This is a genomic window from Vibrio sp. 1-2 (7-a) (assembly GCF_013048515.1).
GTDB classification, from domain to species: Bacteria; Pseudomonadota; Gammaproteobacteria; order Enterobacterales; family Vibrionaceae; genus Vibrio; species Vibrio diabolicus.
Genome location: NZ_VHSQ01000003.1, coordinates 247554 through 269256, shown reverse-complemented (window position 1 = coordinate 269256; position 21703 = coordinate 247554). Strand labels below are relative to the sequence as shown.

General features: G+C 47.2%; 19 protein-coding genes. 9 read left to right on the top strand and 10 right to left on the bottom strand.

The features are described from left to right. Nucleotides 1-75: 75 nt before the first annotated feature. From FKN08_RS11410 to doeA, 4 genes are all read right to left on the bottom strand, one after another. Complete coding sequence (locus FKN08_RS11410) at nucleotides 76-555, bottom strand: Lrp/AsnC family transcriptional regulator (RefSeq protein WP_170892155.1); 480 nt, start codon at nucleotides 553-555, stop codon at nucleotides 76-78. A 103-nt stretch (nucleotides 556-658) separates the two neighbouring features. Beyond that, nucleotides 659-1672: a TRAP transporter substrate-binding protein DctP gene (gene dctP, locus FKN08_RS11405; protein ID WP_053084244.1), complete on the bottom strand. Its 1014-nt coding sequence runs from the start codon at nucleotides 1670-1672 to the stop codon at nucleotides 659-661. A gap of 332 nt (nucleotides 1673-2004) precedes the next feature. Beyond that, the gene (gene doeB, locus FKN08_RS11400; RefSeq protein ID WP_170892154.1) at nucleotides 2005-3012 is read right to left on the bottom strand and encodes a N(2)-acetyl-L-2,4-diaminobutanoate deacetylase DoeB; all 1008 of its coding nucleotides are present in this window, start codon (nucleotides 3010-3012) and stop codon (nucleotides 2005-2007) included. 54 nt (nucleotides 3013-3066) lie between these two features. Then, entirely contained in the window at nucleotides 3067-4254 is a 1188-nt protein-coding gene (gene doeA, locus FKN08_RS11395; protein WP_005392731.1) for an ectoine hydrolase DoeA, read from the bottom strand. Between the two features lie 273 nt (nucleotides 4255-4527). On the opposite strand from doeA, the gene FKN08_RS11390 reads away from it, so the two are divergent. The 3 genes from FKN08_RS11390 (at nucleotide 4528) to FKN08_RS11380 (ending at nucleotide 7925) form a co-directional block, all read left to right on the top strand. Further along, nucleotides 4528-5961, top strand: coding sequence for a PLP-dependent aminotransferase family protein (locus tag FKN08_RS11390; RefSeq protein ID WP_170892153.1), 1434 nt, complete (start codon nucleotides 4528-4530; stop codon nucleotides 5959-5961). A 132-nt stretch (nucleotides 5962-6093) separates the two neighbouring features. Further along, nucleotides 6094-6651, top strand: coding sequence for a TRAP transporter small permease (locus tag FKN08_RS11385; protein WP_170892152.1), 558 nt, complete (start codon nucleotides 6094-6096; stop codon nucleotides 6649-6651). Further along, nucleotides 6648-7925 carry a TRAP transporter large permease gene (locus FKN08_RS11380; protein ID WP_005392736.1) on the top strand — a complete coding sequence of 426 codons (1278 nt, stop codon included), beginning with the start codon at nucleotides 6648-6650 and terminating at the stop codon, nucleotides 7923-7925. The genes FKN08_RS11385 and FKN08_RS11380 overlap by 4 nt, the downstream gene beginning before the upstream one ends. A gap of 62 nt (nucleotides 7926-7987) precedes the next feature. On the opposite strand, the gene FKN08_RS11375 is transcribed toward FKN08_RS11380, so the two are convergent. Next, complete coding sequence (locus FKN08_RS11375) at nucleotides 7988-8989, bottom strand: AraC family transcriptional regulator (RefSeq protein ID WP_170892151.1); 1002 nt, start codon at nucleotides 8987-8989, stop codon at nucleotides 7988-7990. A gap of 131 nt (nucleotides 8990-9120) precedes the next feature. Here FKN08_RS11375 and FKN08_RS11370 point away from each other — a divergent pair, with 131 nt between their 5' ends. Genes FKN08_RS11370 through FKN08_RS11360 form a run of 3 tightly spaced genes read left to right on the top strand, consistent with a single transcriptional unit; the run spans nucleotide 9121 to nucleotide 11507 of the window. Further along, entirely contained in the window at nucleotides 9121-9882 is a 762-nt protein-coding gene (locus tag FKN08_RS11370) for an SDR family oxidoreductase (protein WP_170892150.1), read from the top strand. A 49-nt stretch (nucleotides 9883-9931) separates the two neighbouring features. Then, entirely contained in the window at nucleotides 9932-10444 is a 513-nt protein-coding gene (locus FKN08_RS11365; protein ID WP_053809405.1) for a 2,4'-dihydroxyacetophenone dioxygenase family protein, read from the top strand. A gap of 4 nt (nucleotides 10445-10448) precedes the next feature. Continuing rightward, a complete protein-coding gene (locus FKN08_RS11360; RefSeq protein ID WP_170892149.1) occupies nucleotides 10449-11507 on the top strand; it encodes a zinc-binding dehydrogenase in 1059 nt (352 codons plus the stop codon). An 83-nt stretch (nucleotides 11508-11590) separates the two neighbouring features. On the opposite strand, the gene FKN08_RS11355 is transcribed toward FKN08_RS11360, so the two are convergent. Continuing rightward, nucleotides 11591-12715 carry an alkene reductase gene (locus FKN08_RS11355; protein ID WP_170892148.1) on the bottom strand — a complete coding sequence of 375 codons (1125 nt, stop codon included), beginning with the start codon at nucleotides 12713-12715 and terminating at the stop codon, nucleotides 11591-11593. Between the two features lie 10 nt (nucleotides 12716-12725). Then, on the bottom strand, nucleotides 12726-13355 hold the full coding sequence (grxB, locus tag FKN08_RS11350) for a glutaredoxin 2 (protein WP_170892147.1): 630 nt from the start codon (nucleotides 13353-13355) through the stop codon (nucleotides 12726-12728). A gap of 198 nt (nucleotides 13356-13553) precedes the next feature. Between grxB and FKN08_RS11345 the strand changes: the two genes are divergently transcribed. Then, the gene (locus FKN08_RS11345; protein WP_170892146.1) at nucleotides 13554-14489 is read left to right on the top strand and encodes a LysR family transcriptional regulator; all 936 of its coding nucleotides are present in this window, start codon (nucleotides 13554-13556) and stop codon (nucleotides 14487-14489) included. Here the strand turns inward: FKN08_RS11345 and FKN08_RS11340 are convergent. Then, entirely contained in the window at nucleotides 14442-15353 is a 912-nt protein-coding gene (locus FKN08_RS11340; RefSeq protein WP_170892145.1) for a LysR family transcriptional regulator, read from the bottom strand. The two genes, FKN08_RS11345 and FKN08_RS11340, sit on opposite strands and share 48 nt — an antisense overlap. Nucleotides 15354-15573: 220 nt before the next feature. On the opposite strand from FKN08_RS11340, the gene FKN08_RS11335 reads away from it, so the two are divergent. Beyond that, the gene (locus FKN08_RS11335) at nucleotides 15574-18453 is read left to right on the top strand and encodes an amylo-alpha-1,6-glucosidase (RefSeq protein WP_170892144.1); all 2880 of its coding nucleotides are present in this window, start codon (nucleotides 15574-15576) and stop codon (nucleotides 18451-18453) included. A gap of 91 nt (nucleotides 18454-18544) precedes the next feature. Here FKN08_RS11335 and FKN08_RS11330 read toward each other — a convergent pair whose 3' ends face one another. Both FKN08_RS11330 and FKN08_RS11325 read right to left on the bottom strand, forming a co-directional pair. After that, nucleotides 18545-20113: a DEAD/DEAH box helicase gene (locus FKN08_RS11330; RefSeq protein ID WP_170892143.1), complete on the bottom strand. Its 1569-nt coding sequence runs from the start codon at nucleotides 20111-20113 to the stop codon at nucleotides 18545-18547. Between the two features lie 336 nt (nucleotides 20114-20449). Continuing rightward, complete coding sequence (locus FKN08_RS11325; RefSeq protein WP_170892142.1) at nucleotides 20450-21160, bottom strand: lipoate--protein ligase; 711 nt, start codon at nucleotides 21158-21160, stop codon at nucleotides 20450-20452. A gap of 195 nt (nucleotides 21161-21355) precedes the next feature. Between FKN08_RS11325 and FKN08_RS11320 the strand changes: the two genes are divergently transcribed. Then, nucleotides 21356-21682, top strand: coding sequence for a DUF4156 domain-containing protein (locus FKN08_RS11320; RefSeq protein ID WP_025592803.1), 327 nt, complete (start codon nucleotides 21356-21358; stop codon nucleotides 21680-21682). Nucleotides 21683-21703: the final 21 nt, after the last annotated feature.

The following is a 21703-nucleotide window of genomic DNA, read 5'->3' as shown; positions in this document are numbered from 1 at the left end:
AACCATCAAAACTTTCTTTTCCACACCATCAGATATGGTGATTTTTCTGGTCGTCTTTTAAGCGTGTTTTCCCTTTTAGAACAAGGCGTTTTGGTTCACTTCTAATGTGCCTGCATCACGTTTGATTGTTTTCGTCACGATGTAAGTAAAGTAGCGCTCAATGCCCACTTCTGACTCTAACCAGTTGTCGATAAGCCGCTGATATTGGTCAATATCTTCCGACTGAATTTTGAGGATGTAATCGACACCGCCGCCAGTGGCATAACAATCAGTGACTTCTGGTGAGTGTTGAACCAGTTGCTCGAAACGTTTGAACGCTTGGGCGCTGTGCTTTTTGAGCGTAACTTCAACCATGACCGACGTTCGTTTGAACAAAACATCGGTATTTACTTTTGCCCCGTAGCCTTCAATGATGCCTGCTTCTTCCAGTTTTTTGACACGCTCCCAGCAAGGGCTCACGGATAGGTTAATGGCCTCGGCAAGGTGAGATTTGGTAATACGGCCATTGTCATGAAGTATTTGTAGAATTTTTACGTCGTAGCGATCGAGGCGCATAATTGGTCTCCCTGTAAAATACCAATCAGTTCAGAATAGTTGATGACTGGTCAACCGCTATAAGGTGGCCCGAAGGCCACTCCTTTTTCTGTTATTGATTCTGTTATTGATTGAACTCTTGTTCCAGTGAGCTCAGCACTGCTTTACCGCTGTCGCCTGTAAGCTCGATGTATTTGTCCCGCATTGGCATAGAGGCTTGTTTAAATGCTGCACGTTCGTCACTGTCGAGTTTGATCATCTGCATATCTGGTTTTGCTTGCTTAATTTGATCAAGACGTTTTTGGTTAAACTCATCCTGTTTTTCAAATATAAAGTCAGTCATACCAGCGATGACTTTATTGACCTGATCTTGGCGGTCTTGTGGGAGGGTTTCGAACCAGCTGTTGTTGGTAATGACAGTCGTAGTAAATTGTTGTTGTCCTGCCCAGATCATGTAGTCGTTCACTTCGTAGAACTTCATTTCTTCGATAGCAAAAACGGGGTTTACTTGACCATCGATCATTTTAAGTTGCAGAGCACCATAGACTTCTGAGTAGGGTAAAGGCGTAGGGTCGGCTCCAAACGATTTATAAGCCTCAACCAGCATTGGCGATGCCATCACGCGTATTTTGAAGTTATCAAAATCTTTTGGAGAACGAATCTCACGGTTGGTCGTCCACACCATTTCACCTTCTGGATACATAGTGAGAAGTTTGAGGTTTTTCTGTTCTAGCTTTCCGCCGAGTGTGTCATAGATTGTAGGGCTTGAACTCAGCACTTTTTTATTCACATCATTGTCTTGCGACAAAAGGTAAGGGATGGAGAAAACCTGCATTTCGGGCACGAATGAACCAAAAATACCTGGCGATGCGTTGGTAAATTGGATAATACCGTTCGCAGTAAGCTCGGTAAGATCTTCTGACTGACCTAATGTGCCGTATGGATAGACTTCCACTGTGACGTCGCCATCGGTTGCATTTTCGATGCGCTTTTTAAACTCTTGCGCATAAGCATCTTGCACCGAGCCTTTGACTTCTTCTAGAGCGAATTTCCACGTTTCTGCATAAACATTGCTGGTGGCAAAGCTGGCTGCGATCAGTACGGCACTCGTTAGGTAGCTGTGTTTCATCGGATTCATCCATTTCTTCCTTAATCAGTTTGTGAGTCAATTCACCAATGGCAGGTGATACACCAGACCCGATGTTGTGTCGTGTTTAGGGCGTGTTGACCTTTCGAGCTGATTTTTGCAGCGATTTGTGGGTGGCCTGCATAAAAAGCCGATAACGCAGTAGAAATGAACCACAAAGGCTGCCCGAAGGGTTCGAGCTAGGCGCCCCCGCAAAAATCGTTTTATGCTTTGTTGAAGACCATTTGCTTAGAATGACTAGGCTGCATAGTCTTCGCCGCGCCTAAAACGATTTTACCTCGAACAAAATTTAACCGCGAAAGGTCAATACGCCCTAATAAGAGTTAGTTTAATTCGCCACAGTCTTCGGCAATTACGGCGACCGTGTCACCAATGTTGACCATGGCTGGGAAACGACGTGCAGCAAAAATCCCACTGCGCTGCGCTTTGTATTCGATAGGGTCGCTCCCTGTACGCTCGGTTGAATAGATTCTTGCCAGTACATCGTCTTGTTTGATGGTATCGCCAAGCTCAAATAAGTATTCGGTGATACCGTTGTGCTGGCTTTGCACGTAGCAACTTGCATCGGGCATATCAAGCAACCTAGTTGGCAGGGTTGGTTTTTCGTAATCACCTGATAAGTTGCCCGAAAAACGCAAGAAGTTACGAATACCACGGTCGGCATAAGCGATGGTTTCTGGAGTGCTGGTTCCGCCACCTCTGAGCTCTGTGGTGACGAAAATTTTGCCTTGAGATTCCACTGCGGTGTCGTACAGGCTGGTGGCGTCCATTTCGAGCAAGATCATGGTGTAAGGTGCGCCAAACAGCTTTGCACCTAAGATGCATGCTTCTTCTTGATCGAGGTTGTCGAGGCGATGGGCTGCGGCGAAAGGCACGATGTCTAACGTTTTACCACCTGAATGAATGTCTAACGCAAAATCGCACATGGGTACTAAGTAACGAGTAAAGTAATCCGCGATTTTTTCGGTCACTGAGCCTACAGGGTTTCCGGGAAAGCTGCGATTTAAATTCCCTTTATCGATAGACGATGTGCGCGAGGCATTTTGTACCGCAGGTAAGTTCATCATTGGCACAATAATGACGCGACCTTGGATTTGCTCTGCTTGAAGCGAGTTTGCCAATTTAAGCAGGCTGGTAATACCTTCGTATTCATCACCATGATTACCGCCAGTAAGCAGCGCCGTTGGCCCGTGACCATTTTTTATCACGGTGATAGGTATCATGATGCTTCCCCAAGCGGAGTCATCATGGGAATAGGGCAGCGCTAAAAAGCCGTGCTGCACGCCTTCTCGGTCAAAGTCTACGGTGGCTGTGATCGAGTTCTTTTGCATATCGAGTCCTTTTTGTTCTTAAGCCTAGTTCAACAGAACTTACGGTTTGAAAAATTAGTGTTTAACAAATAAGTGGCGTGGAAAATCACACAGTGTTTTTGCACCATCACGGGTGATCACAATGCTTTCGGTGGTTTCTAACCCCCAATCTTCAAACCATAGCCCCGGCATAAAGTGGAATGTCATGCCTTCTTTTAATACGGTTTTATCGGTGTCTCGCAAGCTCATGGTTCGTTCGCCCCAATCAGGAGGGTAGCTCAGACCAATTGGGTAACCACAGCGGGCGCCTTCACGTGAGAATCCTGCTTTATCGAGGACTTGGTTCAATGCGTTGGCGATGTCGGCGCAAGTATTGCCTGGTCTTGCGACTTCTAAGCCTGCTTCGAGACCTAAAGTTAATGCTTCATCTGCACGTTTGAATTTGTCGTCCGGTTCTCCAAGAAAAATAGTGCGAGAGAGTGGGCAATGGTAACGGCGATGCGCGCCAGCGATTTCGAAAAAAGTACCTTCGCCTTTTTTGAAAGGTCTATCGTCCCACGTTAGGTGAGGTGCAGAAGCATCAGAACCAGATGGCAAAAGCGGTACGATCGCGGTGTAATCGCCAAAGTGATCTTCATGCCCAAGTACTGCTTGGCGGTTAATCTCGGCGACAAGGTGATGTTTCGGCAATCCTGGCTCGATCATATCGAACGCGACGCGATGCATGTTTTCAACAATGCGAGCTGCGCGGTACATATAAGCTAGTTCTTGATCAGATTTAACGGCGCGACACCAATTGACTAGCCCGGTTGCATCGAGAAGTTGAGCATTCGGCAAGTGCGTGGTGAGTGACTCGTAAGCGGTGGCACTAAAGTAATAGTTATCTTTTTCCACCCCGATACGGCCGCGATCCCAAAGACGCGGGGCGAGTACCGCTTCTACCAGAAAATCCATTGGGTGTAATGGTGGATTCATTACATAATGGTCTGGGTAGTAGGTGATATTTTCTGCCGACATATACGCAGTTCTGTATGCCCCATTGGCATCTTGGCAGCGCCCAAACCAAACAGGCTCGCCAGATGATCCTACAACGACACATTGTGGGACATAAAAAGACCAACCGTCATAACCAGTCAGCCATGCCATGTTAGAAGGATCGTGAATGATAAGGACATCCAACTCTCGTTCTTCCATCGACTGCCGAACTTTTGTTAATCGGTCCTGGAATTCATCCAGTGTAAAATGCAAAGCAACGCCTCTCATATTTTCTCCTTGTTAAAAATCCGACGCCTTATGGGCCTTCGGAGACGTTGAGGTATTTCTACCTTCCACCAGGTCAGCCAGACCTGCGTTTAAAAACTATTGCAACTCACCACTGCGGCTGGGTTTGGATTAAACGATGCCATTTAACATGTTTGTTGAATCTATATTTCTCATGTCAATCATTACAATTGTGGCTCATTTTTGTGCATTACACCGCATTTGATGGCTAAAAACTCGCCATTTGTTAAATTGAAGTTACAATGAGCATTAAAAATGAATCAATTAAAATATTGTGTCATGACAATTTCTTTGAACCCGATCATTCGCCCAGGCACCGCTAAGTACATCTCCATTGGCAATTATCTTGTCGAATGTGTCCGCAGTGGTTACCTAAAACCCGGTACTCGACTACCCACACATCGTGAGTTTGCGGAGCAAATTGGCGTGAGCGTACAAACCGTCAGTCATGCATATGGTTATGCAGAGAAAAAAGGTGCGCTCGAGTCTTGGGTGGGAAACGGTACGTTTGTAAAATCAGGCTTTGTGGATGAAAGCACGGACACGGAGTTCATGCTGACGCAAGAGATGAAAGAAACGCCGGATGAAATTGATATGTCGATCGCTCATCCGGTAGTAACCGATCGCCACATTACGCTTTTTAATCAGGCGTTAATGGAAATTGCTGGGCAAACAAACAATCGCAGTTTGATCAGTAAAGCAAAGCCAGTAACAGGTCAGCCTCATCATATTGAGTCCGGAGCGCGATTTCTCAGTAGCCAAGGGTTAGACGTTGGTACCGATCAAATATTACTCACAAATGGTGCATGCCATGGCTTGACCTTGGCTTTAAGCACCGTTGTTGAACACGGTGATTTAGTCGCTTGTGGCCACTTAGTCGATCATGGCTTGATCTCTCGCTCGAGAATGCTTGGATTTAAGTTACAGCCGCTTGAGATGGATGAGTTTGGTATCACGCCGGATGCATTTGAATGGGCATGTAAACACAAACCAATCAAGGCGCTGTGTTGCACACCGAGCATGGCCAATCCGAATAGTGCGCATATGGATATTGTGCGCCGAGAGGCGATAGCAAATATTGCGAAACAGTATGATATCTACGTGATTGAAGATGACGTGTATGGGGCACTAGAGCCCAATCGTGTCCCACCTCTCGCTGCACTGTTACCCGAGCAGGCTTTTTATGTCACCAGTTTAACCAAAGTCGTAGCGCCAGGTATGCGTACGGGCTATTTAACGGTCCCACGTCATTTTTTGCAGCATGCGATTGGCCGTTTAGCTGCGACGAGTTGGTCTGCGACCCCGCTACCGTTTGAAGTCGCTCATTTGTGGATCGAGAACGGTACATTAAATCGACTTATTCGATTTCAAGTCAATGAATTTGCCAAGCGCCAGCGAATAGCAAAAGCCACTTTAGAAGGGCATGTTTATAGCTCACACCCGAATGGTCAGCACATTTGGTTGAGGTTACCCGAGCAGTGGAGCAGTGATGATCTGGTCGCTTCGGCTAAGCGTTCTGGGGTGCAGATCACGGGGTATAAACCTTTTGTTCTCGATACTAATCAGCCAATGCCTTACGTGCGAATCAGTTTGGGAGCAGAGACTAATCGAGGCTACATTAAGCATGGGTTATCTGTGATTGCAGAAATTCTCGATACAAACCCTCCAACCTCTCACTTTTTGGTCTGAGCAGTATGCTCTGACCAATTTTTTCTGCGAAAGCGCCAAGTTCAGAAAATCTTTCTTATTCACCTGATTGACTTGATTGTCATGAAAAAGATAACGTTTCATTAACATTTTTGTTGATCAGGAGCAGCGCGGATGAAAGGGATTTTTCAGTGGCTAGATAAATATATACAGAAATCGGAGGCGGCACTGCTCATTGGCTCGGTGCTTCTTATTGCGTTGAACTCAATTGCTAACGTGTTAGGGCGCTACCTCTTTAGCCAAAGCATCTACTTTTCAGAAGAACTCAATTATTTCCTCATTATCGCCGTCACGTTTATTGGTTGCAGTTATGCTGCCCGCCAATCTCGCCATATCCGTATGACGGCATTTACCGATATGCTTCCAAAGCGTATACAAACTTTAGCCAACGGCATTATTTATTTACTCACCGCCGCATTGGTGGCGGTGCTAACTTGGTATTCGTGGCAATACATTGGCAAGGTGAGCCAAATGGGGCGTCTTTCTCCTGCAATGCAAGTACCTTTGAGTTGGGTGTACTTAATCGCACCGATTGGCCTTTTCTTTAGCACGGTTCAGTTCGCGCGTGTGGGTGGTCGCCATATCAAACGTTTCATAACGCTGACAAAGCTTTCACGCTCATCTCGACCAGATGGCATCGGCTCTGCCACTAAGCAGGAGAAAGCGCTATGACGACCGCTCTTGTTGCAACGATGATCACGTTGTTGGCTTTTGGCTTTCCGATGTTGGTACCGCTATTAGCGGCGACCATGTTGGGATTTATTGTTTTTCTTGGCTTGGGGCCAGATTTTATGATCCAGCAAATGCTTGCTGGCATCAAACCCGCTGCGTTGATCGCAGTACCGATGTTTATTCTCGCGGCAGAAATTATTACCCGAGGCGTCGCAGCAACGCGCTTGCTAGATGTCGCAATGGCGTTTGTTGGGCACGTTCGTGGCGGTCTGGCGATCACCTCATCGCTTAGCTGTGCGATGTTTGGTGCGGTATCGGGGTCTACACAAGCCACCGTTGTTTCTGTTGGCTCTATTATGCGACCGAAAATGTTGGAGTATGGTTACAAAGACAGTTTTGCTCTGGCTTTGATTATTAACGCCTCTGACTTAGCGCTCCTTATTCCACCGAGTATCGGTATGATCATCTATGGTGTGGTGTCTGGAACATCGGTTGCTGAGCTGTTTATTGCTGGTATTGGACCGGCGATCGTGATTTTATTGATGTTTTCTGCCTACTGTTATTTTTATGCAGGTAAAAGCTCTGTAGAAAATGCCCCGCGAGCCAGCTGGAAAGAACGTTGGACCACAATACGTAAAGCGGTTTTACCATTTGGTTTTCCGATCATTACTGTTGGCGGTATTTATGCTGGAGTATTTAGCCCTACCGAAGCGGCGTCGGTTTCGGTGTTGTACGCTGTGTTATTAGAAATGGTTATCTTCCGTAAAGTGAAATGGAAGGAGCTTGGCGAAATCGCGCTTTCTACGGGCATGGTTACCGCGGTGGTATTTATCTTAGTCGCAGCAGGGGCTGCTTTTTCTTGGGTAATTTCATTTGCCCAGATCCCGCAAGAATTGTTGGGTATGATCGGGATTAATGATCTTTCGCAGACCGAGTTACTGGTCGTTATTTCAATTGCGTTCTTTATTGGTTGTATGTTCGTTGATCCAATCGTAGTGATGCTGATTTTGATCCCTATCTTTGCACCTGTGATTAAGTCCTCTGGCATTGACCCAGTACTGGTCGGCACCATCGTGACCTTGCAAGCTGCGATAGGTTCTGCAACACCACCGTTTGGCTGCGATATCTTTACCGCGATTGCCGTGTTTAAACGCCCTTATGTGGAAGTGATTCGCGGCACGCCACCGTTTGTGTTCATCTTGCTTTTGGTCTCCGTGATGCTGATTTTCTTCCCTTCGATTTCACTTTTCTTACGTGATCTAGCGTTTCGATAGTATCGACTAAACGCTCAAAGCCGCTGAATATCAGCGGCTTTTTATCTATGCTCTCAAACTGTTCAACTTATCCTGTTCTCCAGTCTCCATTGGCTGGGCGACTTTCCTGTCCAACTGCGAAAGTGGCGGCTGAATACCGCAGTTTCTGCATAGCCCAGTTGCAATGCGATATCGGTAATACTCTGAATATTCTCACTTAAACGCTGCTCGGCGAAATCCTGTCGTACTTGTTGTAACAACTGTCGATAACTTGTTTCCTGCTGTTTCAACTTGTTTTGCAGCATTCTCGGATGCAGGTCTAATGCTCTTGCAACGCGCTCCACGCTGCATTCTCCGGTCGACAACAAACGACCAATCATATTCGCTGCTTGATCACTCAGATTGTTAGGATAGCGGGTTTGCAAATACTTGAGGTGCTGTTGAAAGTGGCGATCCAGTGCGTCTTCGTCTTGGTGATTCTTAGCGTTGAGCAGGTTGGCTTTGAGCAATACACCGTCAAACTTATCACCAAAACGCAGTTTGTTCTGTTGGGCAAACTTGCTTTGCTCTACTTCCAATGTTGCGTGTTGAGTCAAATGTAGCGCGAAGTGGCTTGCTTCAATATCGAGCAAACTGGCGATAAACATGGCTAAGTGTGACACACTTAGCTGCATCAACTGCGCAATACCGCGGTCACTATTCACATCAATATTGAGCGACAATCGTACCCAATCATCTTGTGGCGTCATGTTGAGAGTAACGCCTGACGAATGCAAATAGAGATAATCATTCACCCGCGCCAATGCATCACCGACCGTTTCAGCACGAGAAACCAGCATCGGCAAATCGCCTAAACTTTGCAGGTTTTGGCGCTCGGCGAGTAACGCACCAAACAACGGTTGCTTACAACGAGCAGCCGCTTCTTCCAGTAATTCAGCCAACCTAGGGTAGGCGAGATAGGTATCGGGATCGCGAAACTGCGCGGCAGACAGGCCAACAGCGGCCATTATCTCTTGCGGATTCTGACCTAATTCTGAAACCAAGCTATCAAATTTATCGGCAGCGCCACTTCGTACGATATACATGTCTCGATTTTTAAATGTTAACAGGTTGTAAATCGCAATATATCAAATTTACTTCGTAAAGGGTCAAGTGAGTGCCAGTGAGTTGATCTAAGTTACATTTCGATAACAACAACGCATGGATGAGAAGCTGTATGGAACTTATCAATAAAACTGCCATCGTGACTGGCGCTGCGGGTGGAATTGGGCAAGCTATTATTGCAAAGCTAAGAGAGCAAGGAGCCAAAGTGCTTGCTGTCGATATTTCAGATCAATCACTGCAAATGTACGCAAGTTTTGGCTCTAAGCAGTTGGAAACCTTTGTTGCGGACGTCACCGATTACCAACAAGTCGAAGCCATGGTGAGGTACGCGGTCGAACAATTTGGCTCACTTGACATCATGGTCAACAATGCAGGTATCGGCGCACCGAAACCTCTGCTTGAACATGATCCTATCGCCGACTTTGAGCCTATCTCTAAAGTCAACCAAAACGGCGTTTACTATGGCATTCTCGCCGCTGGACGACAATTCCAAGCGCAAGGGACACCGGGCGTGATCCTCAATACCTCTTCCGTTTACGCCCAAATGGCCTCCGAGATGACGTTTACCTACAACGTCAGTAAAGCCGCAGTCGATATGATGACCAAATGCGCCGCTCTAGAGTTAGCGCCTCTGGATATTCGTGTGTGTGCCGTCGCTCCGGGACGTGTCGATACTCCGATGTTAAGGCAATACGAAGAGATCGGCTTGTGGAACCACATCCGCAAAGAACAGATGCGCCAAAACTTCACGCAACCAGAAGAGATTGCCAACGTGGTAGCGTTTCTTGTCAGCGAGAAAGCCAACTGTATCAACGGCTGCACCATTAGCGCATCTGACGGTTTCGAGAATTTTAAGTACCCGCTCATGGGATAGATGGAATAGACGAGCACGCCAAATTACAGCAATAGTGAGGATGTAAGTTATGTCATTACCAGAAGTTATTCAGCATCAAGATTTCCTATTAACTCTTAATACTAATGAAGAGTCGATCATTAAAGACGCGCTACCGGGTGTTGATGTTTACCCGCTGTTTCTTGACCCAGAAAATGGTACGTGGGTGATTCGCGCCAAGTTCAAACCGGGCGTGACTCTGCCTAAGCACTTCCATACTGGTGTGGTGCATTTCTATACACTGAGTGGCGCGTGGCACTACATCGAGTATCCAGACCAAGTCCAAACCGCTGGTAGCTACTTATATGAGCCGGGCGGTTCGATTCATACCTTTCACTGTCCAGAAGAGTCGGGTGGCGCAGATGGCTTTATGGTGATCCAAGGTGCGAACATTAACTTTGACGAAGAGGGTAACTTTATCAACATCATGGATGCAGGTTGGATTGAGCAAGTGGTGGTTGCCGCTGCCAAAGCGCAAGGCTTCACTGCGCGCTATATCAAACCGGGTGCGATTGCTGCCCTGAGTGATGAGCTAGCGGAGTAACCCCATGCAACAGATGAACAGTATCGTAATGCAGGATGGTAGTGTCCGCCTGAAGCAAGTCGAAATCCCCAAACCCGCAGCGGGACAAGTGTTGGTTCGTAGTCTCGCCTGTGGGATTTGTGGCTCCGACCTACATATTACTCGACACGCGGATGAGGTGTTTGATGTATTCTACCAGCTCGGGTTGATGCCTGATGAAGTAGGTGAGCACGCTCAAGTGATGTTGGGACATGAATTCTGTGCGGAAATTGTCGAATACGGTGCCGATACGCAGCAAACGTTGCCTGTCGGTAGCCGAGTCACCTCTGTGCCGATGTTGCTCAGCCAAAATGGCGCAGGCGTTGGTGTCACTCCGGGTACTTACGGCGCTTACTCTGAGTATTTCCTACTTGATGAAGCTCTCCTACTGCCAGTGCCCGACGAAATGCCGTCCGAGGCGGCGGCATTGACCGAACCACTGGCGGTCGGTTTGCACGCGGTCAATCGCAGTGAAATCGAAACGGAAGACACAGCGCTGGTTGTCGGTTGCGGCCCTATAGGGCTGGCGGTGATTGCTGCACTGAAACAACGCGGTGTGAGCAATATTCTTGCGGTCGACCTTCAGGAAGAGAAGCTGCAACTTGCTAGCGAGTTTGGCGCAAATCGATTGATCAACCCGACCAAGGAAGACGAGATCGCCGTTGGTGAGCAGTACGCGATGAACTCACGTCTGGTCATTTATGAGTGTGTGGGCAAGCATACCTTGATTGACGATTTTATGCGCCGCGCTCCTGCCCGAGCGCGAATCGTCATCTCGGGTATCCATACGACACCCGCAATCATTAACTACGCGTACGCTACGGTAAAAGAGCTCGATTTGAGATTCTCTTACTACTACCAACCGCACGAGTTTGAGCAATGCCTACAAGCGATTGCCGAACATAAGTTGCCTTGGCAGAAAATGCTCACCGCCAAAGTGGGAATCGATGGTGTGGAAGATGCGTTTAGACAGTTAATGACGCCAAATGACCACATCAAAGTCGTTATCGAACCTTGGCGCCGCGGCGCGTTAGAAGTGATTTAACTCTTAGCCAGATTAAGCTAGCTAAAACCAATTTTAGTTTGGTGACAGCCCCAACCGTAGCAGCTAGGTTGGGGCTTTTTTTGTTAGGCCTGTTCTGCGCATTCCTGTTGCAGAGCAGGGTAATCGGTGTAGCCTCGTTCGTTTCCGCCAAACAACGTTGAGCCATCGAGTTCTGCCAACGGATGGTGATGTTGCAATCGAGAGACCAAGTCTGGGTTTGCTACGAATGGTCGTCCGAATGCGACAAGATCCGCGTAGCCTTTCTCTAACACTTCGTTTGCTCGTTGAGGATTGTAGCGACCTGCGACAATGATAGCGTTGCGAAAGCGCTTTCTAAGTTCGATTCGAAACGCCTCAGGAATCGTTGGTGCATCAGCCCAATCGGCCTCGGACAAGTGCAAGTAGGCAATGTCGCGCTCCTGTAGCTGTTTTGATGCTTCCAAGATTGTTGGCACGATATCTGGGCAGTCCATATCTTTAAACGTAATGAATGGTGCCAATCTCACTCCAACTCGATGCGCACCGACAGCGGCGATAACTGCATCCACTACTTCGATAAGAAAACGGATACGATTTTCTCGTGAACCGCCGTAGTTGTCTGTTCGATGGTTTGAGTTGGTTCTTAAGAACTGATCGATCAGATACCCATTCCCGCCGTGGATTTCTACACCATCAAAACCCGATTCAATGGCGCGTTTGGCTGCGTTCGCGAAATCACCGACAACTCGGTTGATATCCGCTTGTGTCATGGCGCGTGGCTCAACACAATCGACCATATTGCCGTTGCCTTGTTCATCCGCAATCCAAACTTGCGTCTCTACCGGAGCGAGCGCAGATGGCGCGATAGGCTGTTCACCATTTTGGAATGTTGGGTGAGACACTCTGCCCACATGCCATAGCTGACAAAACATCGCTGCGCCTTGTGATTTGACCGCTTGGGTCACACCCTGCCAGCCCGCCACTTGCGCATCGGTGTAAATGCCAGGGGTGAACGAGTAGCCTTGAGAATCGTCCGAAATTTGTGTGGCTTCGGAAATGATCAGTCCGGCAGAAGCGCGCTGTTGATAATACGTTGCCATCATCTCATTCGGGATGTTGCCCGGCTGAGTGGTACGTGCGCGAGTCATTGGTGCCATGACAATACGGTTTTGTAGTGACAACGCTTTCAGTTGAGCTGGTTCAAACAGCTTATTTGGTCTTTGTTTCATGTTGCGCTCCTCAGATAAGTACTGGCACGTTGGTCGCTTTACGAGCGGTTGCCATCCAGTGAAGTACGGCTGGATCCCATTGCACTTCGGACGCACTGAAAAAGCCGCGTAGAATGGAAAACATAATGGCTTGATCAACCAGTGACGTTTGCTTTTCTGAACTTAGGTTGAGCAAGGGTTTGGTTTGTTCTATCAAAGCGGCGATTTCTTTCGCAATCGCAGGTGTATCGTTAATCAAGGCTTCAAAATTTAACGCTTCGGTTTCTTTTTTTGCACGCCATGCTTGTTTAGCGGTTTCTGTTGCAAATTCCGGTAACGTCATGTTTGACCAACGCGGATATCCGACTTTTTGTAGCGGTAAAAACGCTTGCTTTTGCCAGTCTAAAACCGGTGCTGAGGGTTGGCTGCTTTCATTGGAAGATGCCAATTCAAGGAAGTAGTTGATGATGTCTAAGCTTTCCGCCATCGCTTCACCATCGTCTTTGATCAAAAGAGGAACTTGTTTTGCGCCGATGATGTTTGTGGTGGTGCTCTCGTCGTCATAAGCAATGTTGATGACGTCGAGCTGAATATTCAGCATGCCTGCGACAAAACGGACGCGGGCGCTAAAGGGGCAATGTTCATAAATGTACAGTTTCATTTTTTGTTTCCTATCTCTGGCTGGGCAGGGCGTGTTGTTGTGCGTTGAACAGCGTTACGGCGTTTAACTTTGCCCTGTCACATAACGTTCTGGGTCTAAACAATGTCGATAGGGTCAGTATATGGATTCGACTTAATTTGATAATTGGGTTATATCTGAATTGATTATTCAGTTTTTCCAAATAATAAGGGCGCGAAGGTGGATAAGTTTTCGGATATGACGTTGTTTGTCAGCATCGTTAAACATCAAGGTCTGGCAGCGGCGGGAAGGGAGTTAGGTTTATCTCCGGCTACGGTAACGGCAAGACTGCAAGCGATAGAAGAACGCTATGGCGTAAAGCTGCTCAACCGAAGCACACGCCACGTATCACTCACGGACGCCGGGGCAATGTACTATCAAGCTTGTCTGAACATCATTGATAGCGTGAAAGAGACGGAAAACTTGCTGCAAACGGGTATTTCGGAAGTGCGCGGAACGTTGAAAATTTCAGCTCCACGAGATATTGGCAAACAAATTATTTCGCCGATGGTGTCGGCTTTTTCTGAGCGATATCCGGATGTGACGCCTTATCTTTATCTTAATGACAATTTATCGAATTTGGCTGAATCGGGGCTCGATTTGGTGATTCGTTACGGCGAGTTAGCGGATAGCAATCTCATTTCGCGCAAGCTGGTGTCGAGTCAACGCGTGCTGTGCGCGTCACCTGATTATTTGGCGAAGCAAGGTGTCCCCAACTGTCCTCAAGATCTCGCGGATCATCGCTGCTTAGCCATGGTGCGCAGCAATGAAGAATTAAAAACGTGGCACTTTAAAGATGAAGAGTCTCACCAAACGATCACGGTTACGCCAAAGCGCTTTTCTGATGATGGTGAAGTGATTCGACAATGGGCGTTGGAGGGGGCGGGGATTGCGTTGAAATCGATTTTAGATATTCAGCAAGACCTAAAACAACAACGTTTAGTAACGGTTTTGGATGGGTATATGAAAAACTTCAGCGCCTTTTCGCAAGGCGCTGAAGCGGATCTGCATGTCATTTATCAGAGCCGCCAATATCAACCGAAAAGAGTTCGCCTGTTTTTGGACTTTCTAGTTGAGCAATTTAGCGCGCTGAGTGATACCAGCAATCAGATCTAGATGCGATTCCGAGGTTTCTCGGCGGTGGCGATAAATCCCGACGGTGCCAGGGTTTGGTTCGTTTTCCATGGTTAAGCATCGTAAGCCAAAGGATTCCAAATACGGTTGCAGATGGCGAGTATAAGACATCACCGCGACGCTTTCTTTCAGTACATCAATGCTGGCGAGCAGAGAATCCACTTCGTAAGTCGGTCTGTCATCCAGTTGCTGCCTTTCGCGTTCATTTTGTTTCGGGATTGGGTTATCGATGACGTGAGCGAATTTCTTAGCGTCATAAGTGACCGAAAGAGCGGGGTATTCGTGCAGCATCTCTTCGGTGACGGTTTTCCCTAAAAGTGGGTGGCTTGGGGAAACAAAATAGGCATCAACCGTTTGAAATAGTGGAATAAACGTAACATCGCATTTAGACGACAAGCCGACAATCTCGTGGCCGATGAAAAATTCAATCTGTTCGTTGATTAATGAATCCATCAAGCCTAAGTGGTTGCCAAATTCGACGTGCGTAGATGCCGATGGCTGCTTGGTCAGATGTTCATTGAGTGCTTGTTTGACGAACAGCGGCCACCACGCATCGCCAGTACCCATTTTAATTTTTCCGACTTGGTACTGTTTCCGTTCATCAATGCTTTGCATCATTTGGTTGTATTCATGCTGCATCGCGTTGCTATGGCGATAGAGGATGCGTCCGTATTCGGTCAACACCATGCCATTAGGATGACGCTCAAACAGCGTCACGCCGAGATTCTCTTCCAGCTTCTTTAAATTGCTTGTTACCGTTGGCTGGCTTAACCCTGCCATTCTTGCCGCAGCACTGATGCTTTGGCAGCGTGCAACCAGTAAAAATTGCTGCAGAGATTTGTCCATTTTCTTTCCCCTCTAAGAACGAGGGGTATTTTGCACAATTTCATTTATAAATCACAAATCTGTAATCTCATTTGATTGAAATTATGCGCATTTCATAGATCTACATCACTGTTGGGGTTTGACGTATAGATGTTATCTATAGCTCGCTCCTGACTTCCTATTTTCCCATCAAAAGGGTGTTCTTTAGACTATCGCCAAAACAACAATCTAAGGGATGAACATGAAACCGAGTTTTATTGCGCTTGCTGTCGCGTCTTGTATTGGTCTTGCTGGGTGTGGGTCAGATTCCTCTGATGCGCCTGTGCAGGTCGACAAACCAATTATTTCAGCCGACTTATATTTACGTGGTTTAAATGGGGATTGGGGCACGGCAGAGCATGCCAAGCTAAACTATTTGGGTAATAACGAGTACGAAACCGTACTGCGCGTCGCTCGAGGTAGCAATCAGTTCAAGATTGCTGATCCGGGTTGGCAGATCCAATACACCTATTTTGAGGAGCCCGCGGCGTTCGATAAAGCTCAGGAGTACCTGCCAAAACCAGACACAAATGAAGCGTGTATGAACGATGATTGCAACTCTGAGATCACGTTTGAAGACAAAGGGTATTACAAGTTTTCTGTGAGCTTTGCCGATGAAAGTCGCGCGACAATGACTGTGACGAAAGCAACGCAAGAAGAAGCGGAAAAATACTACTCTGATGCGATTCTCGACCCTGCAATGGTGCATGAAGGACATCAGAGCAAAGAAGTGAAACTGTTCGCCAATTACGATGACTCGAGTGATACCGTGATTTTCTCGGTGAAAGATCCTAAAGCTGAGCTGCGTGAATTTGGTATTTCAACGACGACAGAATTGCGTGATGCGCTCGACCAAGGCTTAGTGATTAATGAGCAAACAGGGCCGCGAGTGGTGTCGGGTGATGTCGCGTTTGACGCGTTGTTTGCGTTGACGATGAAAGAGCTAGACCAGCTTGCCGTTTCTGAAATCAAAGACGGCAATTACAACTACAACAACCCAATCAAAGCGGAAGTTTTTGAGACGGGCGCGAAGTGGCATTACGTGTGGACGCGTGATTTGGCGTACGCAGCAGACCTTTCGCTTGCATTGATGAATCCAACTCGCGTGCAAAATGGTTTGAATTTCAAATTGTCCGCTTTCCGCGACACGACCGATCAGCAATACGATGGCGAGCAGATTGTGCAAGACACGGGCACTGGCGGTAGCTGGCCAATCAGTACTGACCGCACGACTTGGGCGCTTGGTGCAGAACGCTTACTTTCGGCATTGGATGGGGAAGAGTACAACCAGTTTGCAGAGCGCGCATATAAAGCGATCAGTAATACACTTGAAGCCGATCGCCTGGCGGCTTTTGATTCTAAATCCGGTTTATACACTGGCGAACAATCCTTCCTCGATTGGCGTGAGCAAACTTACTCAACGTGGACGCCAAACGATGTCAATGCGATTGGGAGCAGCAAAGCGTTATCGACAAACGTGGTTCACTACCGCGCGATTCAGCTCGCGGCTAAGTTGGCAGAGAAGTACGATTCAACCAACGCGGTCAAATACACCGAGTGGGCTGAGCAGTTAAAAACCGCTATCAACGAGCAGTTTTGGAATGCCGAACGCGGTATGTACGTAAGTTATTTGTTTGATAATGGCAAAGACATCGCGGTCGACAAATACGACATGTTGGGTGAAGCGTTGGCGATCATCAGTGGCGTGGCAAGTGATGCGCAGGCGAAACAAATCATGGCCAATTACCCACACAGTGAGTTTGGCGTGCCGGTTTATTTCCCTCAACAACCAGACGTGCCTGTGTACCATAACCGCGCAATTTGGCCATTTGTTACCGCGTACAGCTTGCGCGCCGCGCATCAAACACAAAACGTGGCAGCAGCGAACAATGCCATTCAATCGTTGGTTCGTGGTACGGCAACCAATTTATCCAACATGGAAAACTTAGAGTGGCTTTCTGGTAAGTCATTCATCATCCATAGTGATCATGGCGAAGCTCCGAGCTTGGATGGCCCAGTGATTAACTCTCAGCGTCAGCTTTGGTCTGTGGGTGGCTACTTGAACATGGTGGTAGAGACCCTATTCGGCATCCATACCGAAACAGGTAAGTTGGAAGTGAAGCCGTTTATCACAAGTTGGGTGCGCAATAACTTGTTGGCTCAGTCTGAACAAATCACGTTGGAAAACTTTGCCTTTAAAGGAAAGAACTATTCGGTAACCATTGATTTGCCTGAAGTAAGCAAAGATGAAACAGGCTACTACCCAGTTGAAAATGTCACGATGGACGAAGAGGGGCATTTCCACGTGACACTGGGCGCGCTTGTGAATGTAGATAGCAGCATTACTTTAGTTTCTGGTGTGAAACCGTATGTGAGTGAAGACAGCCGCGTTTATTCTCCGCAAGAGCCAAAACTGGTAGTAAAAAGCGTTGATAATTCGGTTTCGATTGACGTGACGAGCAAGTACAACGTGAACTTGTATCGCAATGGCGAGCTGATTCAAAAGAACGTGATTGCTCAATCTTATTCCGATACGCCAACAGGTTTTGCTTGTTATTTGGCTGAAAGCATTAACGATAAAGGCTTCCGTTCTAACCCAAGCCAACCGGCTTGTGTCGGTGAAGAGATCCGCATCAAACTTGATGGCGAATATCAGCCACTCAAAGACAATGTCTCAGTGGTTACGGTGAGCAAAGACAGTGGCATCGTAAAAGGTGCAGAGTCGTTTACAGCTCCTGTAACGGGCACTTACCAGTTCGATGCTTGGTACAACAATAACCTAGGACAACTTAATACCGGCATCACGAACACCGTGAAATTGTTAGAGGTATTGGATGATGCAGGTAAAGTGGTTGGTCAAGGTTACTTGCAGATGGGCCATATTGGTGAAAACCAAGGTATGCGTTACTCAACGCCAATTGAAGTGGCGTTGGAGCAGGAGAAAACCTATCAGATCGCGCTGAAGGACCACTTCAATATGAGTTACCTCACATCGAATGAAACCTACATCTACGCTGGTGGTATTGAGGGTGAAAAGAACGAAGCGCAAATCGCAGATATTCGAATCACACCTTTAATGTAGGCTGTTTTAACAAAGCTGTGTTCTAAGAAAAACAAAGCCGCTGAGATTATCAGCGGCTTTGTTGTATTTGCTATCGGAGGCCGTTTACAGATTAGTTTGCCGCCTGCGGACGAGGTTTACGGCGCTGACCTGATGGTTTGTTTCCTGCAGGCTTAGCATTGTTTGGCTTGCGGTTACCTGACGGTTTACCAGCGTTGCCACTCTTACTACCGTTTGGTTTATTTCCATTCGGTTTATTGCCATTTGGCTTGTTGCCGTTAGGTTTACGGTCATCTGGTTTACTGTTTGTACGACCTTGGCCTTCACTGTTGCCTTTAGGCTTGCCCGCACCACCTTGATTGGTGCTGTTTTTGTTGCCGTTGTTACCACCGTTGAAGCGACGTTTAGGTTTGTTTGCACCATTGCCTGCTTTCTTTTCGGTTGCTGGAGCGTTTTCACCCGCAGCATTTGGCGCTTTTGGTTTTTTCGGCTTCTTAGGTTTTTTTGGTTTGATTGGTCGAGTATCCAGTTTAGATTCTGGTACCACATTGGTTGGCGCAAAACCTTCCAACTCTTTACGTGGTAGCACTTCTTTAATCAAACGTTCAATCGCAAACAACTCAGATGCTTCTAGCGCACATACAAGTGAAATCGCTTTACCTACTTCGCCCGCGCGGCCAGTACGACCAATACGGTGAACGTAGTCTTCTGCCACTTTAGGTAGCTCAAAGTTCACCACTTGTGGTAATTGAGGAATATCGATACCGCGCGCAGCAATGTCCGTCGCGACCAACACACGAATTTCACCCGATTTAAAATCCGCCAGTGCTTTGGTACGTGCGCCTTGGCTCTTGTTGCCGTGGATGGCAGCAGCAGGTAGGTTTTGTTCTATAAGGAACTTCGCCAGGCGGTTTGCGCCGTGTTTCGTTTTCGTAAACACCAGCACTTGCTTCCAATCGCCGTCTTTGATCAATTTAACCAACATCGGAGCTTTCTTCTTCACGTCTGCTGGGTAGATGCTTTGCTCAACCGTTCTCGCCGTCGAGTTTGCCGGGTTCACTGAAATCTCAACCGGGTTGTTCACCAAGCCTTTCGCAAGGTCGCGGATTTCATCCGAGAAAGTCGCCGAGAAAAGTAGGTTCTGACGTTGTTTTGGTAGCAGGGCTAGGATTTTGCGAATGTCGCGGATAAAGCCCATATCCAGCATGCGGTCTGCTTCATCCAGTACTAGCACTTCTAGTTGGTCGAATTTGACCGCATTTTGGTTGTACAAATCCATCAGGCGGCCTGGTGTCGCGACCAACACATCCGCACCTTTGCGAAGACGCTGCATTTGCGGGTTGATCTTCACACCACCAAAAACAACTGCACTGCTTAGTGGAAGGTGACGGCCGTACATAAACACGTTTTCTTGCACCTGAGCTGCAAGTTCACGTGTTGGCGTTAGGATAAGTGCGCGAACTTGGTTAGCACGAACGCGCGGGCCGTTCGATAAACGCTCAAGAATCGGTAGCGTAAAGCCTGCAGTTTTACCTGTACCAGTCTGCGCTGCTGCCATTACGTCTTTCCCTTCCAAAATAGCAGGAATTGCTTTTGCCTGAATTGGCGAAGGGGTGTCGTAGCCTTTTTCTTGAATAGCTTTAAGGATTGGAGCAGATAGACCTAAAGAGGTAAAACCCATATGTATGATTCTCAATTGTAGAGTTAGATAACAACGCGCCGAAAACAAATCGGTACGAAAAGTGCGACATTCTGAGGCTTTTACGCGCTGGCTTCAACTAATTCTGTTGTGGATAAATATTTGAACTGGATCTCATTTATTTTTGGCAGACAAAATTGATACCTGGTTTGGCCGATCGATTGAATGGTTTTACGTTGGTGATGAGCATGCTTGCATCGCTATCACGGCATGCAGTTTGAGTTTATCGAATACTTTTCGGACAAAGGCAGCGAACGACATGACTACAACCAATAGCTAGAAGCGGCTCGGAGCAAGAGTGAGGCTTGCTCCTTATAACTACTCAGCCTTAGCGTGCGTTAAAAATGCACTCGTTAGTTGTTGAAAGAGTGAATCTACCGATGGACGGTCGGATATATGATGGAAGAGCGGTGTGTGGACATCACCACGAATATCATCGCTGTGACCACAAAGCTGACTACATAATCGTACTGGTTCGACAATCTTTTCGACGTCGGTATCAATCAGAATGCATGCTTGTGACAACACCATTTGTCCGCCGCCTTTTTTCAGTAAAACGCGCTGAGCGGTTCCTACGACTTTTTGCCCGCCAATGTTGAGGTTGTACTCGCCATCGCAGTAGGAATAAGGCGTAGCATGGACATCTACTTTCACGCCCAGTTGCTCAAAGAAAACTGTCAAAATCGCACACAAATCGAGATACGCTTTCTTGATGTCGTAAGGCTCACCGTCTGGCCAGTGATAGATGTGTGATAGATTAATAATACCCGGTACTTGAGGGACGGGGGCACCGCCAGTTTTACGAGAAAAGAGTTTCCAGCCAGACGCATTTAACGCATGTTCTAACTCGTTAGAAATAGGCCACTTTTTACCCGCGGGAAGCACGAGCGTCGGGCTTTTTACTTGCCAAAGTAATAGCACTTGCGAGAGTTGGTTGGACTGAACTTGTTTAATGAGCTCATCTTCTTTTTCAAATGCATCAGCGACTTCCGTAGCCGTATAGCGAATTAGCTTATTTTTAGAAACCAAACTCTATCCCTCATCCGTATATTATCGCTACTGTTTTATCTTAGATGCCATGTGATTACTAGCGGTATACGCTGCCTTTAGAGTTTTCTTCGCTTCCATTATTTCTATTTAAAGGGGCGATAGAAATATTTTGTTGGTCATCACATAAGCAATTCATAAAATCCGCCATCTAAATAATTTTTAGGCGATATGACTATGAAAAAGCGAGTGATGTGTCTTGCGTTAGCGGCATCATTGACGGGATGTGTGACGTTCCCGACCCAAGAATCTGAGCAAGTCCAAGTGCTTTGGGACAACGTGAATGCGATTGAAAACTGCGAGCTAATGGGAACGGTAATTGGCTCGGAAGGGCACTTTTATGATTATTGGCTGCACGCAGATAAAGACATGGTTTGGGGTACGTTAAACCAAATGCGCATCAAAGCGGCAGATTTGGGCGCAGATACATTGTATTTATATGAGCCGTTGGACTTCTCCACATCGGTTACTATGTTTGCTAATGCTTATAAGTGCAAACAGTGATAATTTTACTTTTCCGAAAGC

Coding starts and splice junctions, on each gene's coding strand:
- FKN08_RS11380 (WP_005392736.1), top strand. CDS start 6,648: ATGACGACCGCTCTTGTTGCAACGATGATCACGTTGTTGGCTTTTGGC.
- grxB (WP_170892147.1), bottom strand. CDS start 13,355: ATGAAACTGTACATTTATGAACATTGCCCCTTTAGCGCCCGCGTCCGT.
- FKN08_RS11330 (WP_170892143.1), bottom strand. CDS start 20,113: ATGGGTTTTACCTCTTTAGGTCTATCTGCTCCAATCCTTAAAGCTATT.
- FKN08_RS11390 (WP_170892153.1), top strand. CDS start 4,528: ATGAATCAATTAAAATATTGTGTCATGACAATTTCTTTGAACCCGATC.
- FKN08_RS11410 (WP_170892155.1), bottom strand. CDS start 555: ATGCGCCTCGATCGCTACGACGTAAAAATTCTACAAATACTTCATGAC.
- FKN08_RS11385 (WP_170892152.1), top strand. CDS start 6,094: ATGAAAGGGATTTTTCAGTGGCTAGATAAATATATACAGAAATCGGAG.
- FKN08_RS11335 (WP_170892144.1), top strand. CDS start 15,574: ATGAAACCGAGTTTTATTGCGCTTGCTGTCGCGTCTTGTATTGGTCTT.
- FKN08_RS11375 (WP_170892151.1), bottom strand. CDS start 8,989: ATGTATATCGTACGAAGTGGCGCTGCCGATAAATTTGATAGCTTGGTT.
- FKN08_RS11365 (WP_053809405.1), top strand. CDS start 9,932: ATGTCATTACCAGAAGTTATTCAGCATCAAGATTTCCTATTAACTCTT.
- FKN08_RS11370 (WP_170892150.1), top strand. CDS start 9,121: ATGGAACTTATCAATAAAACTGCCATCGTGACTGGCGCTGCGGGTGGA.
- FKN08_RS11355 (WP_170892148.1), bottom strand. CDS start 12,715: ATGAAACAAAGACCAAATAAGCTGTTTGAACCAGCTCAACTGAAAGCG.
- FKN08_RS11360 (WP_170892149.1), top strand. CDS start 10,449: ATGCAACAGATGAACAGTATCGTAATGCAGGATGGTAGTGTCCGCCTG.
- doeA (WP_005392731.1), bottom strand. CDS start 4,254: ATGAGAGGCGTTGCTTTGCATTTTACACTGGATGAATTCCAGGACCGA.
- dctP (WP_053084244.1), bottom strand. CDS start 1,672: ATGAATCCGATGAAACACAGCTACCTAACGAGTGCCGTACTGATCGCA.
- doeB (WP_170892154.1), bottom strand. CDS start 3,012: ATGCAAAAGAACTCGATCACAGCCACCGTAGACTTTGACCGAGAAGGC.
- FKN08_RS11320 (WP_025592803.1), top strand. CDS start 21,356: ATGAAAAAGCGAGTGATGTGTCTTGCGTTAGCGGCATCATTGACGGGA.
- FKN08_RS11340 (WP_170892145.1), bottom strand. CDS start 15,353: ATGGACAAATCTCTGCAGCAATTTTTACTGGTTGCACGCTGCCAAAGC.